Origin of the sequence: Leisingera sp. ANG-S5 (genome assembly GCF_000813925.1) — a bacterium.
In the GTDB taxonomy this organism is placed as follows: domain Bacteria; phylum Pseudomonadota; class Alphaproteobacteria; order Rhodobacterales; family Rhodobacteraceae; genus Leisingera.
Window position 1 is genome coordinate 18,071 of sequence record NZ_JWLH01000007.1, and the last position, 15,735, is coordinate 33,805.

The 15,735-nt window shown below is 63.8% G+C and carries 17 protein-coding genes and 2 riboswitches; of the genes, 4 read left to right on the forward strand and 13 right to left on the reverse strand.

The window, feature by feature from the left end; genetic code table 11:
* The first annotated feature begins 10 nt into the window (after positions 1-10).
* Genes RA25_RS12060 through RA25_RS12070 form a run of 3 tightly spaced genes read left to right on the forward strand, consistent with a single transcriptional unit; the run spans position 11 to position 3,851 of the window.
* The gene (locus RA25_RS12060) at positions 11-1,537 is read left to right on the forward strand and encodes a trimethylamine methyltransferase family protein (protein WP_039172579.1); all 1,527 of its coding nucleotides are present in this window, start codon (positions 11-13) and stop codon (positions 1,535-1,537) included.
* 56 nt (positions 1,538-1,593) lie between these two features.
* Positions 1,594-2,613, forward strand: a complete 1,020-nt coding sequence (locus RA25_RS12065) for an Ldh family oxidoreductase (protein WP_039172581.1) — start codon at positions 1,594-1,596, stop codon at positions 2,611-2,613.
* Positions 2,613-3,851 carry an NAD(P)/FAD-dependent oxidoreductase gene (locus RA25_RS12070; protein ID WP_039172585.1) on the forward strand — a complete coding sequence of 413 codons (1,239 nt, stop codon included), beginning with the start codon at positions 2,613-2,615 and terminating at the stop codon, positions 3,849-3,851. The genes RA25_RS12065 and RA25_RS12070 overlap by 1 nt, the downstream gene beginning before the upstream one ends.
* Before the next feature lie 407 nt (positions 3,852-4,258).
* Here RA25_RS12070 and RA25_RS22705 read toward each other — a convergent pair whose 3' ends face one another.
* The 13 genes from RA25_RS22705 to RA25_RS12130 form a co-directional block, all read right to left on the reverse strand.
* On the reverse strand, positions 4,259-4,450 hold the full coding sequence (locus tag RA25_RS22705) for an IS3 family transposase (protein WP_052254233.1): 192 nt from the start codon (positions 4,448-4,450) through the stop codon (positions 4,259-4,261).
* Positions 4,451-4,482: 32 nt separating this feature from the next.
* Entirely contained in the window at positions 4,483-5,229 is a 747-nt protein-coding gene (locus tag RA25_RS22385) for an IS3 family transposase (RefSeq protein ID WP_152612194.1), read from the reverse strand.
* Positions 5,226-5,522, reverse strand: a complete 297-nt coding sequence (locus RA25_RS12080; protein ID WP_036761687.1) for a transposase — start codon at positions 5,520-5,522, stop codon at positions 5,226-5,228. Before RA25_RS12080 ends, RA25_RS22385 begins: the two co-directional genes overlap by 4 nt.
* A gap of 101 nt (positions 5,523-5,623) precedes the next feature.
* Positions 5,624-6,343: a TonB family protein gene (locus tag RA25_RS23490; protein WP_446720376.1), complete on the reverse strand. Its 720-nt coding sequence runs from the start codon at positions 6,341-6,343 to the stop codon at positions 5,624-5,626.
* Between the two features lie 68 nt (positions 6,344-6,411).
* On the reverse strand, positions 6,412-6,795 hold the full coding sequence (locus tag RA25_RS12090; RefSeq protein WP_039172587.1) for a biopolymer transporter ExbD: 384 nt from the start codon (positions 6,793-6,795) through the stop codon (positions 6,412-6,414).
* A gap of 5 nt (positions 6,796-6,800) precedes the next feature.
* Positions 6,801-7,181: an ExbD/TolR family protein gene (locus RA25_RS12095; RefSeq protein ID WP_039172589.1), complete on the reverse strand. Its 381-nt coding sequence runs from the start codon at positions 7,179-7,181 to the stop codon at positions 6,801-6,803.
* Entirely contained in the window at positions 7,178-7,819 is a 642-nt protein-coding gene (locus RA25_RS12100; RefSeq protein ID WP_039172592.1) for a MotA/TolQ/ExbB proton channel family protein, read from the reverse strand. Before RA25_RS12100 ends, RA25_RS12095 begins: the two co-directional genes overlap by 4 nt.
* A gap of 11 nt (positions 7,820-7,830) precedes the next feature.
* Positions 7,831-8,832, reverse strand: coding sequence for a DUF6925 family protein (locus RA25_RS12105; RefSeq protein WP_039172595.1), 1,002 nt, complete (start codon positions 8,830-8,832; stop codon positions 7,831-7,833).
* Positions 8,825-9,481 (reverse strand): adenosylcobinamide amidohydrolase, encoded by a 657-nt coding sequence (locus RA25_RS12110; RefSeq protein WP_039172598.1) that lies wholly within the window; start codon positions 9,479-9,481, stop codon positions 8,825-8,827. The genes RA25_RS12105 and RA25_RS12110 overlap by 8 nt, the downstream gene beginning before the upstream one ends.
* On the reverse strand, positions 9,481-10,236 hold the full coding sequence (locus RA25_RS12115) for an ABC transporter ATP-binding protein (RefSeq protein ID WP_039172600.1): 756 nt from the start codon (positions 10,234-10,236) through the stop codon (positions 9,481-9,483). Before RA25_RS12115 ends, RA25_RS12110 begins: the two co-directional genes overlap by 1 nt.
* The gene (locus tag RA25_RS12120) at positions 10,233-11,216 is read right to left on the reverse strand and encodes a FecCD family ABC transporter permease (RefSeq protein ID WP_039172603.1); all 984 of its coding nucleotides are present in this window, start codon (positions 11,214-11,216) and stop codon (positions 10,233-10,235) included. Before RA25_RS12120 ends, RA25_RS12115 begins: the two co-directional genes overlap by 4 nt.
* Positions 11,213-12,049 (reverse strand): ABC transporter substrate-binding protein, encoded by an 837-nt coding sequence (locus tag RA25_RS12125; RefSeq protein WP_039172605.1) that lies wholly within the window; start codon positions 12,047-12,049, stop codon positions 11,213-11,215. Before RA25_RS12125 ends, RA25_RS12120 begins: the two co-directional genes overlap by 4 nt.
* A gap of 3 nt (positions 12,050-12,052) precedes the next feature.
* The gene (locus tag RA25_RS12130) at positions 12,053-13,936 is read right to left on the reverse strand and encodes a TonB-dependent receptor plug domain-containing protein (RefSeq protein WP_039172607.1); all 1,884 of its coding nucleotides are present in this window, start codon (positions 13,934-13,936) and stop codon (positions 12,053-12,055) included.
* A 160-nt stretch (positions 13,937-14,096) separates the two neighbouring features.
* A riboswitch (cobalamin riboswitch) is annotated at positions 14,097-14,305 on the reverse strand.
* A gap of 278 nt (positions 14,306-14,583) precedes the next feature.
* A riboswitch (cobalamin riboswitch) is annotated at positions 14,584-14,798 on the forward strand.
* 143 nt (positions 14,799-14,941) lie between these two features.
* On the opposite strand from RA25_RS12130, the gene RA25_RS12135 reads away from it, so the two are divergent.
* Complete coding sequence (locus RA25_RS12135; RefSeq protein ID WP_019294587.1) at positions 14,942-15,727, forward strand: DUF4198 domain-containing protein; 786 nt, start codon at positions 14,942-14,944, stop codon at positions 15,725-15,727.
* Positions 15,728-15,735 lie beyond the last annotated feature (8 nt).

A 15,735-nucleotide genomic window follows, 5' to 3' on the forward strand; every position in this document is an offset into this window, starting at 1 on the left:
GGAGCATGACATGACGGAACTGAACACACGGGCGCCGCGCGGCGCCCGGGGCGGACGGGCTGCGCGCGTCAAAGCCCGCACCAACCCGGCCCCGGTCTATCTGCCCGCGCTGAACCGCCGGGTCGGCCCCATTGATCTTTTGGGTCCGGAAGGGGTGGAGAAGATCCACAATGCGGCGATGACGATCCTGGAAACCACCGGCATCGAGTTCCGCGACCCGGTGGCGCTGGCCGACTGGAAACGCGCCGGCGCCGATGTGCAGGGCGAGCGGGTGCGCATCGGCCGCGAAATGCTGAAGGAGCTGATTTCCTCGGTGCCATCGGAATGGGGCTATGCCGCCCGCAACCCGGAGCGCTCGCTGCGGGTGGGCAACCGGCACTCGGTCTTTGCCAATGCCTATGGCGCGCCTTTTGTCTATGACTTGGACGGTGTGCGTCGCCCCTCGGTGCTGGAGGATGCGCATAACTTCTTCAAGCTGAGCCAGATGAGCCAGTCGATGATGGTTCCGGGCATCCTGCCGGTGGAGCCGCAGGACGTGCCGGTGCCCGAGCGCCATCTGGAGCTGGTGCATGCGGCCCTGACGCTGACTGACAAGCCGATCAAGGGCTCGGTGCTGTCGGAGCAGGCGGCGCGCGACACGGTGGAGATGGTGCGCATCGTCTTTGGCGAGGAATTTGTCGACAGCAACGTGGTGCTGGCAGCACTTTTGAACTGCAACACGCCGCTGGTTTGGGATGAGACCATGCTGCAGTCTTTGCGGGTCTATGCCGGTGCCAACCAGCCCTGCCTGTTGTCGCCTTTTGTCTTGGCAGGCGCCTCGGCCCCTGCCAGCCTGCAGGGCGGTGTGGCGCTGCTGATTGCCGAAAGCCTGGCGGGTATGGCCTACAGCCAGATCATCCGCCGCGGTGCGCCGATGGTGCTGGGGGTGGCGATCATGGGCGTTTCGATGAAGACCGGCGCCCCGATGATGGGTTCGCCCGAGCCGGGGCTGATGAATCTGCTAGTGGGCCAGATGGCGCGGTTTTACGACGTGCCCTGGCGGACCTGCACCATGTGGACCGGTTCAAAATCGCCGGACATGCAGGCCGGGTTTGACACCGCCAACACCATGTGGCCGGTTCTGCTGGGCGGTGCGAACTACATCGTGCATTCGGCCGGTTTCCTGGAGGGAGCGCTGGGGGTCAGTTACTCGAAATGGGTGCAGGACACGCTGCAGCTTGAGAACTTTCACCGGTTCTTCAGCGGCCTGCAGGAGGAAAACCTGGATGCGCTGCTGGGTGATATCGAAGCGATCGGCCCCGGCGGCCATTTCCTGGGTACCGACCACACCCGCGAAAACCCGATGCATATGAACCCGCTGCAGAACAACGACAGTTTCGAGCAGTGGGAGGCAGAAGGCGCCAAAACCGCGGAACTGGTGGGCCGCGAAGAGGCGCAGCGGATGCTGGACAGCTACGTGCAGCCGCCGATGCCGGACGACCAGCGCAGCAAGCTGGATGAATTTGTTGCCAAAAAGCGCGCGCTGTACCAAGCCTGACACGAGCGGGCGCCAAGGCGCCCCTTTGACCCGACACAAGGACAGGATTTGAGCCCATGACCGCATCTTCGACAAAAACGCTCTCACTCGCCGAAGTGCGGGGTTTGGCCAAATCTGTCCTTGTGGCCGCGGGGATGGACGCGGCGGGCAGCGATGTGATTGCCGATATCGTCACCTGCTCTGAGCGCGACGGCCCGCGCAGCCACGGGCTGCGGATGCTGCCGGTCTATGCGCAGAGCTTCACCTCAGGCTATGCCAATGGCGCCGCGGCGCCGTCGGTTGAAAAGATAGCGCCGGGCGTGCTGCGCGGCGATGCGGACAACGGGTATTACCAGATCGCTGCGGCGGCCGCGCGTGATGAGCTGATTGCCCTGGCGCGGGAAAACGGCATTGCCGCCTTTACCTGTTCCAATTGCCACCACCTGGGGGGGCTGCGTTTTGACACCGAACCGCTGGCCGAGGCCGGGCTGGTGGCGCTGGCGGTAATCAACTCGCTGTCGATGGTGGTGCCGCAGGGGGGCGTTAAGCCGGTATTTGGCACCAACCCGATGTCCTTTGCCTGCCCGCGCGAGGGCGGTGAACCGGTGGTCTGGGATCAGGCGGCCTCGATGGTGGCGCTGATGGATATCCGAATGGCCGCGGCTGAGGGCCACGAGCTGCCGCGGCCGGCTGGGCTGGATCCCGAGGGCAATGCAAGCACCGACCCGAATGCCATCCTGGAAACCCGCAGCCTGTTGCCCTTTGGTGAGCACAAGGGCGCCGCGATTGCTTTTATGATCGAAGTGCTGGGCGCGGCTTTGGCAGGCGGGACCCTGTCCGTTGACAATCAGGAGCGTGAATCCTTCGGGGCCCTCAACATCAAGGGCGGCGCCACCCTGATTGCCATTGATCCGTCCCGCTTCGGAAATGCCGCCTTTGGCGACTACATCACCCGTATCTGCGCCGAAATCGAAGGCAATGGCGCCGCCCGGGTGCCCGGCGACGGGCGGCTGAAAAAACGCACGGCGGCAGAAGCAGACGGCGTTGAAGTCAGCACCGAATTGCTGGCGCAGCTAAACCAGCTGGCAGGCGCCTGATGAAGCGGGTGGTGATCGCAGGCGGCGGCGTTGTCGGCATCTCCTGCGCGCTGGCGCTGCAGGCCGAGGGCCACAGCGTTACCGTGCTGGAGCCGGGACCGGTGGGCGAAGGCGCCAGCTGGGCCTCCTGCGGCTGTATTGCCGTAGGGGAAATTGTGCCGCTGTCGCAGCCGGGCATGCTGATGAAAGTGCCGGGCTGGCTGCGGGACCCCGAGGCGCCTCTGTCCCTGCGCCCGGCATCTGCACTGGGGCTGCTGCCGTGGTTTGCCCGCTTCACCGCCAATTCAATGCCCTTCCGCATGCGGACGATCGCTGCCGACCTGTCGCGGCTAACCTTTGCTGCAACAGCCGACTTCAAGGCGCAACTGGCGGACATCGGCGCTCCGGAATTGCTGGTGGAGCGCCCGGTGATCAAGCTGTTCGATGATGAGCGCGACAAGGCTACTATGGGCGCGGCCTTTGATCTGGCGCGCGAACTTGGCTGCATCATTGACGACATCTCCGGGCAGGAAGCCCATGAGATGGATCCGGCCATCGCCGCCGATTTCAAATATGCCTCGGTGCTGCGGGACTGGAGCTTTGTCACCTGCCCCAAGCGGCTGGTGCAAAAGCTGATGCAAACCTTTCTGCAGCGCGGCGGCACGGTGCTGCCGCTGGCCTGTGCAGGCTTTCAGCGCGACGGCGCCCGGGTTTCCGGTGTCCAAACAGCTGATGGCCAGCTGCTGCCCGCCGATGAGGTAGTGATTGCGGCAGGCACCCAGTCCAAGGGTCTCTCCAGGCAGCTGGGCATCCCGCTTCGCCTGGAAGGCGTCATGGGTTACTCAACCGGTTTGCAGGATCCAGGCGTGAATCTGAAGCACACGGTTTTCTACCCAGCGGGCGGGTTCGGCATCACACCTTACGAGAGCGAGCTGGCGGTTGCCGGCACGGTGGAATTTGCCAGCCTCTCTGCCGCCCCCAAATGGCGCCGGGCCGATGTGTTGGTCAAACGCGCCCACCGGGTACTGCCAGGGCTGCAGGATAGCCACCGCAGCCGCCGCATGGGCCGCCGCCCCTTCACTCCCGACACCCGCCCCATCATCGGGAGAACCGGCAAACTGGCCAATGTGACACTTGCTGCCGGTCACGGTCAGCTCGGGTTGACGTTAGGGGCCACCACCGGACGGATCATTGCGGACGTCATTGCAGGGCGGCGGCCAGGCGAGGAAATCAGCGCCTTCAGCCCGGACAGGTTTTAGGTTCGGACAATTCAGCATTGCCGGACTTGAGTGCGGCGCATTCAGAAGCGGCAGTTGCCGGTCGGCGCCCCCCCCCGGTCTGGCCAACAACATACTTTGCCGGGTTGGCAATTATTAAACGCCGGAACGCCTTTCCTTCAGAGGCATCCCGTCCAACGTTTAAACTCCTGGCTCACGCTAGACACTTCGAACTGCGGACCCGAAAGAACGGCGCTATTCCGCAAGCCTGCCATCTAACCGCCGCTCGTGAAATGGCTCCTTCCACTTTAACGGGCATGCTGCCGCAGGACGGCTTTGAGCTGGGAGCTGTCCTTTCCAACTGCCCCGCGAACGTCCGGTTTGTCCTGTGTGGATGACGTCTGCTTTGTGGAGTTCGTCCCGATTTCCGGACAGTTTGATTATTGACCCTATGCAGCGTTTTTCCAATCCATGTTTTCATACGCTTGCGCGGGTGTTTGGTAGCCGATGGCTGAATGCCGCCTCTGACGGTTGTAGAAGACCTCAATGTATTCGAAGATCGCAGCCTTTGCCTGGGCGCGCGTTTTGAAGCGCTCCCGATGAACCAGTTCCTTTTTCAGTGATGCGAAGAAACTTTCCATTGGTGCGTTATCCAGGCATTCGCCGGTTCGGCTCATTGATTGGATGATCTTCGCGGACCCGAGCAGCGCGCGGTATTCGCTGCCTGCATATTGGGCGGATTCAACCGGTCGTCGCAACACCCCGTTGTTGGAGGTGTAGATGATGACCGGTTGAATCCGCCTTGCACGCCGCGATCCGAATGATGAATGAGCCCAGGAACGGGGCCACGGCGTCCCAGGGCCATGTTCAGGGCATCACAGCACAGTTCGGATCGCAGATGATCGCCCATGGCCCAACCCACGATTTCACGCGTGGCCATGTCCTTGATGGCGGCAACGTAGAGCCATCCTTCGTTCGTATCGACGTAAGTAATGTCAGCGAGCCAAACCCGGTTCGGAACGGTACAATTGAACTGTTGCTCCAACAGATTTGGTGAGGGTTTGAGGCTGTGATTGCTGTCTGTGGTGCGCGGCTTTCGACGCTTGTGCAGGCGCGGAGAGACCCGGTTTTCCCGCATTATTCTGGCCACACGCCGCTCGGAGACATGGATCCCATCGGCGATCAGATCGCGGTGTATGCGCTTTGAGCCATATCGCTTCTTACTTCGAGAGAAAGCCGCTTTGATCTTGGCCAGCAGGTCTGCGTCCCGGTCGTCGCGCAACTTTTGCCGCTGATTTCGGGCTGGTTGCGACTGAGTAGAACCATAAAACCAACTGCGACCGATCCCCAGAATGCAGCACAGCAGGGAAATGGGATAAAGGGCCTTATGGGCAACGACAAATGCATGTTTCGCGGTCATGTTTTCGCTGCCCTTGAGGCGAAAAAAGCGGAAGCTTTCTCGAGGATTTCATTTTCCAGCTTCAAACGTTTGTTTTCCTTCCGCAGACGATCCAGTTCCGCCGCATCCGCCTGCTGCCTGCGCAGCGCCGCCATTGATCCTGCCGCTTCGATCTCCAAGCGCCACGTCTTCAACTGCGAGCTCGTCACTCCAAGCTCCTTGGCAACACCGCCTTGTGTGGCACCAGGCTTATAAAGCCGACCAACAGCTGCGGCTTTGAACTCATCTGTGAACGTCCGTCTCGATTGTCCCATTCCATGCTCCTTTCGTGGACAGGGGTAATTTACCCCGCTGTCCGGGAACAGGGACGAAGTTCATGTGGACCTTCGTCCCAAATGCAGATCACTGGGTTCAATCAGCCGGTAAATGTCGTCCGGAATGTGAAGCTGTAGCTGCCGGGCGCCAGGGCTTTGGGAGCACGCGGCACACGGGCTCTTTTTACCGCGGCTATTGCCGCTTGATCTAGCTTAGCGTTGCCGGAACTTCGGGTAATAGAAACGGTCATCAAACGCCCCTGGGTTGAGACCGTCAGGTGCAGCCGCACTGTCCCCTCCCCGCCGCCGCGGGGCGGGCGTTTCTGCCGCTCGACCCGCGAAATGATTGCGGCCCCCCAGCGGTTCTTGAGACTGGCAGTGCGGCTTGAATCTCCGGTGGTGGCCGCATCCGCACCACCGTCGCCCTTGGCCTGCTGGCGGCTGCTGCCGACAGCGTGCTCTCGCATGCTTTCCGTTGAGGGTGCGGGGGATGGGCCGGGTGCCGCTGCAGCGGGCGGAGGTGGTGGAGGCGGCGGTGATACTTGCCGCGCAGGTGCTGTGTCCGCGGCGGGTGCAGCGGCAAGCACAGGCGAACTGACTGCTGCCGGAGCGTGCGGGGCATAAGGCGCAGCCGGAGCGGCAGCCTGCACAGGCTGCTGCGGTGGGTCGGCCGGAGCCTTGGCAGGCGCTGGCGTGTGGATCTCCGGCGGACGGTTCCAGTCAGAGACCTGCTGCGTCAGCGCCTCAGAGGCGGCCGCCAGTGTCACTTGCCCGCTGCCGCTGCTGCCGAAGCCGGCTGCCCTTGTGCCACCCTCGCGCATTGTCAGAAATGGCAAGGCGTGCAGCACAGCGGCGGCGGCAAGGCAGGCGGGGAACAAGGCGCGCCGGGTCAAGAGCCTGTGCCTGTCAGGCTGACAGCCTTGATGCCTGCGTCGCGCAGCCGGGCGATCAGCGCCGCAACCTCGCGGGCAGGCACCCCGGCATCGGCGCGCAGTGTGAGGACCTCAAGTTCTGCTGCCTGCGCCGCAACAGCGGCCAGGGCGTCCCCGCCTTCAGCCCCGGAGAAATGCAGCTGGCCGTCTGCGGCCATGAACAGCACCGCCTCCCGCATCGGAGGTTCACCGCTTTCCAGCTCCGGCGGGGTCACCGCAAAGGGCGCGCGTGGCGCGATTTGTGAGGACAGAAGGAAGAAGATCAGCAGCAGGAACACCACATTGATCATCGGCAGGATTGGCTCGCCTGCTTGCCGCTTTTGGGGGGTCGAGAAATTCATGCCGCTCACTCCATCACCACCAGGCCGGTGAAGCCGGCTCCGGACAGCAGACCAGCCGCATCCATCAGCTGCTGCAGCGAGGCGTTGGCGTCCGGTTGCAGGATGATCGCATCCGATTTCTTGTGGGTCAGCGCAGTCAACCTCTCCGCCAGGGCTTCTTCCTCCACTGGAACCCCGTTCAGCCGCAGCCCTTCAGCAGTCACCAGAACCAGCCGCGGCGGCCCCTGATAGGTGCTGCCCGCGCCGCCCATGGCCAATGGCACCACCCGGTCGCGGCCGAATTGCGAGGCGAGCATGAAGAACACCAGCAGAAGAAACACCACGTCGATCATCGGTGCGAGGCTGAGGCGCCTTTTCGCGCGCGGTGTTTCAAAGGCAAGTGTCATTCTGCGGCGTGCCGCAGTGCCGGACGGGCGGCTGCCGCAGTGAACACACGGGTGGCGGCGTCCTCCATTGCGGCTTGCTCACGCTCAGCCAGCCCCTCGATCCAGGAGGCAAGAGCCGAGGCCGGGATTGCCACCGCCATGCCCGCCGCCGTGGTCAGCAGCGCCTCCCAGATGCCGCCGGCCAGCACCGAAGGGTCAGCGCCGCTGCCGCTTTCCTGCAGGGCCTGGAACGCGCCGATCATTCCCAGAACGGTGCCAAGGAGCCCGACCAGAGGCGCTATGGCGGCAATCAGCTCCAGCGGGCGCAGGCCGCGGCGGAGGCCCGCCAGCTCTGCCTTGGCAATGCGGGTGGTCTCCTTTTCCGCGGTCACCGAGCTGAACTCAGGTGTCAGACGTGCCCGCATCGCGGACTGCGTTAGCCGATCCAGCGGCGTGCGGCCCGCGCTGATAGGCGGGGTGCCCCCTGCACTCCATTGATCGAGCCAGACTTCAGCCCGTGGCTTGCGCCAGACGCCCGCCTGTGCAAGCCCGATCACCTGCCAGAAGAACAGCGCCAAGGTCAGCACCGACAGCGCCGCGATCACCCACAGGGCGGGGCCGCCGCGGGCCATGAACTCGAGGAGAGGGGCAAGGGACATCGCAGCCTCCGTCAGTGGCCCGGATTTTCCGGGTCGGTTTGCTCAGCACCGCGGTCAAAGCGTTCGGCGTAAGCCTCGGTCAGCCGGTTCGGACCATGCAGCACCCGCCATTGCCGGATGCCATTGCGCCAGCCGGCCCGGCCTTCGCGGGTGTCGGGCTCTACGGCATCCTCAGCCGGAATTTCCGTCTCCAGCAGCTCCCAGACCGCCTGCTTGCCCTGGCAGTATGCTTCGGCGCCCCAAGTGCTCAGCAGTTTCCGGAACGCGTCAAAGGCGGCGCGGTTGAAGACCTTGTCCTCGCCCAGGCGGCCTATCACCGGGTTCTCAGGATGGACGCCGCAGCAGGGCACCCAGCCTTCGGGGATGGGCGTGTTGGCGGAATGAGTGCGCTCGGCACGCAGCAGTTTGGGCAGCACATGGGTGTGCGGGCCTTCGGGAGACTTGCCGCCGGTGTCGGGACCGCCGATCATTTGATAAACTTCGACCCGGCCAAGGCGGGTCAGCAGCACCCGGTGCGGATGGTGCTTCAGGATTGCCCCCATCGCTGGGTTGCCGTGCTCAAACAGCGAGCGGCCGGCGTTTTCGTTCAGCACCTCCAGCAGCTCAGGGTCGGCGGTGCGGATGCAGAAATCCGCCTGGTACTGGCCCAGCCCCATGTCGAACAACTGGGCGCCGCGGTCTTCGCCGCGCAGCGCATCTTCGTCGGGGCCAAGCGCGGTCAGCGCACCGCGCTGGTTCATCGCGGCGTCATCGTGCGGCAAGCACAGCGACACGGCTTGCGTCCAGCGGTGCGGCTTTGGACTGAGTGTCTCATAGGCGACCGGGCGCACGCCTTCCAGGGTGTCGATGCGCACGCCGCCGCGGGGGGTTACCTGCATAAGCCCGGCATGCTCCTGCGGGGCCGGGTCGCCATAGACATGGTGGAACTCGGCAATGGCGCCAAAGGACCCCATGTTCCAGCCGCAATCTTCTTGCATCAGCGCGTCTTTCAGCACCTGTTGAAGCTCAGGCATGTGCTGCCCTCCTGTTGGTTGTTTTCCATTTCAAGGCGCCCGCGTGGACGGCCTGGTAAACGGCTTTGCCGATGGCTTCGCCGGTGGCAGTGTGCAGCCCGGCATAAGGGTTTGCGCCAGCCGGGGCCGCCACCGCGGCACAGTCGGTTCCGGTGCCGGTCGCGGTTCCGCTTGGCAGGACGATGCCCGCCTCCATCACCGCAGCGGTGCGGGCCTGGACGGTAATGCTCATAGCCTCGATCAGCCCGGCGCGGGTCAGCCCTTCGGAGAGGCGCAGGGCGACACTGATGGTGCCCCAGTTGCGGCTGGCGTAGTCCATCCGGCTGCCGGCCCGTTCGGCATTGGACAAGCCGACAGTGGCCACCGCATGTGCGCTGATGCCTTCTACAGTGGCTGAGGCCTCGCAATAGCGGCGCACATCCCGCGAGGTCAGGAAGGCCACGGCATCCTCGCTGCCCCTCTGCGCCAGTTCACCTGCGAACCACTCGGTGACATCCAGATCACGCGGCAGGTCGCTGTTTCTGACTTCGCGCCACAGGATACGGCGGGCGGTAACAAGGCCGGGGCGGTTCACCGCCCAGCTCAGCACCTGCATTTCGGCGCCGAGGTCAAACTCGATCCAGGGGCGTTCCAGGGTGAGCGCGCCCATTACAGAACCTCCAGCGGCTGGAACACCGGCCCTTGCGCCGTTGTCTCATGCCAGACCGAGATGCCAAAGGCGCGGGCCATCAAGCCCGGTGTCAGCACGTCGGCGGGCGGCCCCTCGGCGAGGATGCTGCCTTCGGCCAGCAGGATCAGCCTTGTGCAATGGCGCGCCGCTAGCCCCAGGTCATGCAGCGAGACCAGCGCGGCGCGGCCTTCAGCCGCGAGGCTGGCAAAGACCTCCATGGTGGAAATCTGATGCGCCGGGTCCAGCCCGGCGGCAGGTTCATCGGCCATCAAGAGCGGCGTGTCCTGCGCCAGGGCGCGGGCAATCAGCGCACGGGCCTGCTCGCCGCCCGAGAGGCGCGACGCAGCGCGCTGGCGGAACGGGCCGAGCCCCATGCGCTCAATCGACTGATCGACCAGCGCCTGATCGCCAGGCGGCAGCCGCAGCCCCTGCGGCAGATGCGGCAGGCGGCCGAGCGCCACCAGCCGCTCCACCGGGATCGGCCAGGCAATCTCGCGCGATTGCGGCATCCAGGCCGCCGCGCGGGCGCGCTCCGCCGCGCTCATCTCTGCCAGCGAGCTGTGCCCCTGCGCCGGGATCAGCCCCAGGGCGGAACGCATCAGGCTGCTTTTGCCAGCGCCGTTCGGCCCCAGCAGGCCGACGAACTCACCTGCTTGGATTTCAATCGACACATCGCGCAGCACCGGGCGGTTCCGCAAGGTGACGGAGAGGTTCCGGACCGAAAGCACGCTCATGCCAGCCCCTTCCGCGTCTTATAGATCAGGTGCAGGAACAGCGGCGCGCCGACCAGGGCGGTAACCACTCCCAGCTTCAGGTCCCGCGACGGCAGGATGATCCGCACGGCAATATCCGCCAGTTGCAGCATGATGGCGCCGCCAAGTGCCGAGGCCCACAGCAGCCGCGACGGCTGGCCGCCCACCAGCGGCCGCAGGATATGCGGCACCACCAGGCCGATGAAGCCGATAGCGCCCGCCACAGCAGTGGCGCCGCCGACAATGGCGGCCGTCCCGACAACCAGCAGCAGCCGCAGCCGGTTCAGGTTCATCCCCATGGTCTGCGCCGCATCCTCGCCCAGGGTCAGCGCATCCAGACCCCGCGCCAGCGTCAGCAGAACCGCGCCCCCTGTCAGCGCAAAGGGCAGCACCAGCCAGACATGCAGCATTGAGCGGTCCGCCAGAGAGCCCATCATCCAGAACACGATTTCATTGGCGGCAAAGGGGTTGGGCGACAGGTTCAGCACCAGCGAGGTCAGCGCCGCCGCCATCGCCGAAATCGCAATGCCCGCAAGGATCAGCGTCAGCGAGCCGCCCTGCGGCCCGGCCAGCGCCATCACCAGAAACACACCTGCCAGAGCACCGGCCAGCGCCGCCAGCGGCAGGCCCAAGGTGAGGCTGGCCGCCAGCCCGGTGTTGATCGCCAGCACCGCCCCCAGCGCCGCCGAGGAGGACACACCGATCAGCCCGGGCTCAGCCAGCGGGTTGCGCAGGTAGCCCTGCATCGCGGCACCCGCCAGCCCCAGCCCGCCGCCGATAATCACTGCCAGCAGCGCCCGCGGCAGCCGGATTTCCCGCATCACCAGGGTGAGCGGCCCGTAACCCTCGTCAAACAGAGCGGCCAGGCTTTCGCCAGCGCCCACATCAGCCGGCCCCACCGTGAGCGACAGCAGGAACAGCGCCAGCACCGCTGCGGCCAGCGTCAGCATCAGACGGGTCATTCCCGGATCTCCTTCTCCATGAACAGACGGCGCTCTGCGGCCAGGGTTTCCACCGCGCGCAGCACATGCGGGGTGCCGCAGACCCAATCCGCATCGCGCATCTGCCCGGCGCCGCTGCGGGCGGCCAGCTGCCGCACCACCGGATGCGCCAGATTGTCCTCGCTGCGCGAGGCGCGCGGATAGGGCGACGTGCCGATCAGCAATTCGGGCGCCGACAATGCCAGCAGTTCCAGCGGCATATGACCGGAGTGCGCATAGCCCAGCTCATCCGCGATATTGCGCAGCCCCGCCGCGCGCAGGATCCGGCCCGCGAGGGTCATACTGCCGGAAGTGAACCCGTTGGCGGCATAAAGCCCGGCGCGTGGTGCCTCCGGTCCGGCTTGCCCCAGCTTTGCCAGCCGCTGGTCGTAGTCTGCCAGCAGTGCGCGGGCCGTTTCTTCGCGGCCCAGAACCCGACCCATCTGCAGGATACGCGCGCGCACATCTTGCAGCGAGCTGGCGGGCTGGAACACCACCACCGGCACGCCAAGACGGCGCAGCATATCCGTGGTGGCAGGTGTTGAATAGGCGCCGGCAATCACCAGATCAGGCTGCAGCAGGTATATCTCCTCAGCCAGCCCGTGATTGACGGGATAAGCCATGGCTGCGTCAGCCATGGCCGAGGCGCGTGTGTCCCGCGCGATGTAGGAGACCGAGGCCAGCTGGCCGGGTGCCGCAAGCAGCATCGCCAGCTGGTCGGTGCAGAGGTTCATCGACACCACGCGTGACGGCCCGGCAAAGGCGCCGGTGGCGGCCCACAAAAGGGCCAGGGCTATGCCGGGCAGCCAGCACATGGATCAGAACGAGGCCCGCACGCCGACATAGGCGGCGCGGCCGCGTTTGGCGTAGCCCCAGACGTCCGCGTAGTCCTCGTCAAACAGGTTGGTGACACGCCCGGTCAGCACCACGTTATCCGTCAGCTCATACTCAGCAGCCACATCAACGGTGGTGTAATCCGGCAGCTCAGCTGTGGCAAAGGAGCCAAAGAACTGGCTGTCCCAATTACCTGCCACATGCCGGATGTCCGCGGTGACAGAGCCGCGGCCATTGAAAGTATCCAGTGTGGCACTCAGCAGAAGCTCGTGCTCCGGGCGGCGGATCTCGACCGAGCCATCGGGGTTGGTGGCGTCCAGATAGGTGTAGCACAGACGCAGATCGAGGTATTCGCTGGCTTCCAGGCTTGCTGCCAGCTCAACACCCTTGCGGTCGCTGTCACCGGCTTGGTTGCGGTAGGAGAACGTGGTTGCGTTCACCATGTAGCTCTCGATCTCGCCTGTCAGCGTCTCGTCGAAATAGGTCACATCAACCAGGCCGCGCCCTTGAAGGAACGGCACCTCAATCCCGAAATCGAAGCTGCGATTTTCCTCCGGCTGCAAGTTCGGATTGCCGAGATAGGTGGTGGAGCCGAATGTGCTGTTGGCAAACAGCTCAAAGTAAGAGGGGTTCACAACACCGGTTCCAGCCGAGCTGTGCAGGCGCACACCGCTGTCTGCAAAAGTGTAAGAAGCACTGGCGGTCCAGCTGGTGGCGTCTTCGAATACGCTGTTGTTGTCGTGGCGCACCCCGAGCTGCAGGTCCAGGCCGTTGGCAAAGCTGCCGCGGTATTCCAGGGCAATCGAATTGGTTTCGCGCGCAAAGGCCGGGTTGGAACTGCTGGAGTCCTTTTCCCATTCCAGCATCGCGTTAAGAAGGTGGTCTGCTTGATCCGCTAACTGCCCGTCCAGGCCGAAGCTCAGCAGGTACTTTGCTGCTTCCGTTTTGGTCTCGGTCGGGGTGCCGCCATTGAAGGACCGGTCAAAGTCAGTGCGTTCGATTGACAGGCGGTGTTTCAGGCGGCCGCCCAATGTGTCCAGTTCAGCATAGACTTGCGCCAGTTGCTCATCCCGGTCACTGAATTGCGTCGGATCATCCACGACATAGCTAGCCGCATCCGTTGCGGTGAAGGAGGTGCGGTCGCTGTCATAGCGTTCATCCGACGTGCGGAAGTTGAAGCCAAGTTTCAGCCGGTCGGTGACCAGGTAGTCGCCTTTCAATTGCAGTGTATTGCGGCGGATGCCGTCTTCTTCACCGCCATCGCCCGAGGTGTCATAGCCGTCGTCATTGTCATGGGCGAAGCTGAAGGCGATACCGCCGCGCTCGGTCCGCGACGAAACTCGGGCCGAGGCCCGGTAGCCGTCGGACCCCGCTTCCGCGCTGCCGCCGTATTCCGTGCCGATGCCACCGGACTTGGTGATGATGTTGATCACACCGGCGGAGGCGTTGGAGCCGTAGAACACCGACTGCGGGCCGCGCAGGACTTCGATCCGCTCGATATTGGCAGTGTCCAGGCCGGACAGAATGTACTCGCTGTCACCGCCCGAGGCTTCGACGCCGTCGATCAGGATCAGCGTGTGATTGGCTTCGGCACCGCGGATGCGGACCTGGGTAAAACTGTCGCCGGAGCCGTTCACCATCAGGCCGGGGACCGAACGCAGCGCGTCCCGGACGGTGGTGATACCGCGATCTTCGATTTCTTCGCTGGTCAGGACTGAGACTGAGCGGCCGTATTTTTGGGCCTCGACCGGCGTGAAGCCGCCGGAGACGATGATCTCCCCCAGATCGGTGACTTCTTCATCCTGAGCGGTTGCGATTACAGGGGCGGCGGCCAGGGCGGCGGCCAGGGACAGGCTTGCCTTGCGCATATTCCATTCCTCCCGGCCCACGCAGCAAGCACAGGCCAAGCGGCTGCCCATACCTGGCAGCATGTTCATAATTTTGGTCTTTGGAAGGCAATGCCCCCGCAGACGGTGAAAACTGCCACCACTACGGAAGGTCCGTTATCTTCGGCGCGCCCCGCACCGCGATAGGGTGATCATCCTGGCAGGTCTCCTGACTTGCGGGTCGAGGCTTTGCTGCGCCTTCCCGCCCCTTGGGGCAGTGGCATACCGCAGCATTGCTCTCCGCTCACAGTTGCGGGGGCAGTCACGGATTCGGCGCCTGTTGGCTACACCTCACCGTGTTCCCTTTTAACCGGGTGGTCTCCCAGCCGGACCAGAATGGTCGGGACTTAGGCAAACTGAACTTATTCTGTCAAGCGGGAGAATTCGCAACCTGAGTAGAAATGGCCTTGGGCTGGCATCCATATCGCCGAATTTGCCTTTCCAATTTTTCAAGTGACGATGATTGATTACGCATACAAAAAACTTCGAAAGGCAGCGGTGTTTCCCCGTTCCTCTGATAGGAACATGCCTGCCTATTGATCCCTGCAGCACTGCAGGAGAAAAACCATCGGCACCGGACGGCCAAGTGAACAGAACATGATTCTCTTGACTCAGAAATTCCGGTTTGCCATTCAGCCAAGGTGACCGGTTCCGCGAGTGTTTCAATGCGCAGCGGAAGAAATAGGGAACACGGTGCGGCGTACCCAAAAGGGACCAAATCCGTGACTGCCCCCGCAACTGTGAGCGGTGAGTGACGCTGAATACGCCACTGGGAACATCCCCGGGAAGGCCAGCCGAGCCAGGACCCGCGAGTCAGGAGACCTGCCGGACACGGGGACTGAGGCTCCGCTTGCGGGGTTACTGCCCTTTTCCACCGGACGCCGGGGTGCGCGTCTGGCGCGTGTGCCGTTCAGGCGTTTCCGTGCCGCTACTCCCCGTTGTTCATTCCTGATTGCAGGTGCGCCTGTATCGTCGAATGAGGACGAAATGAAACTGAACTACCTGGCCGCTGCTCTGGCCGTTTCCCTGCCGGTTACCGCTTCGGCGCATTTCCAGCTGAACTACACTGAACAAGCGCTGATCGAAAAGCCCGGCGACGTGCCGATGGGCCTGGTGTTCTGGCACCCGATGGCCAACGGCCATGCGATGGACATGGGCAAGCCGGAAGAGTTTTTCATGATCCACAAAGGTGAAAAGACCGACCTGTCGGACCGCCTGGAACCCGCCACCTTCAAAGGGGCTGAAAACGAAGCTTCGGCTTACAAGGCCTCGGTCCCGGTCAAGCGGTCCGGCGACTATGTCGTGGTGACGGTCCCTTCGCCTTACTACGAGGAAAGTGAAGACATCTATATCCAGCAGATCTCCAAGGTCGTGCTGAACCGCAACACGCTGCCCACAGACTGGGACCAGCCGGCTGGCCTGGCGACCGAGATCCTGCCGCTGAACAAGCCCTATAACGTCATCGTAGGCTCCACCTTTTCCGGTCAGGTTTTGGCGGACGGCAAGCCGGTTCCGGGTGCCGAGATCGAAGTCGAGTTCATGGCGTCGGAGCCGGATCTGGAAAAATTCTCAACCACTGATCCCACCGTGGGTGAGATGCCGGGCGGCGCAATTGTTGCCATCGCCGACCAGAACGGCGTTTTTTCCTTTGGCATTCCGAAAGCAGGCTACTGGGGCTTTGCGGCACTCGGGTCCGGTCCGGCGACCGAGCACGACGGCAAGGAACTCAGCCAGGATGCTGTTCTGTGGATCCACGCAGAAGAGCTGAAGTGAAAGTAGAC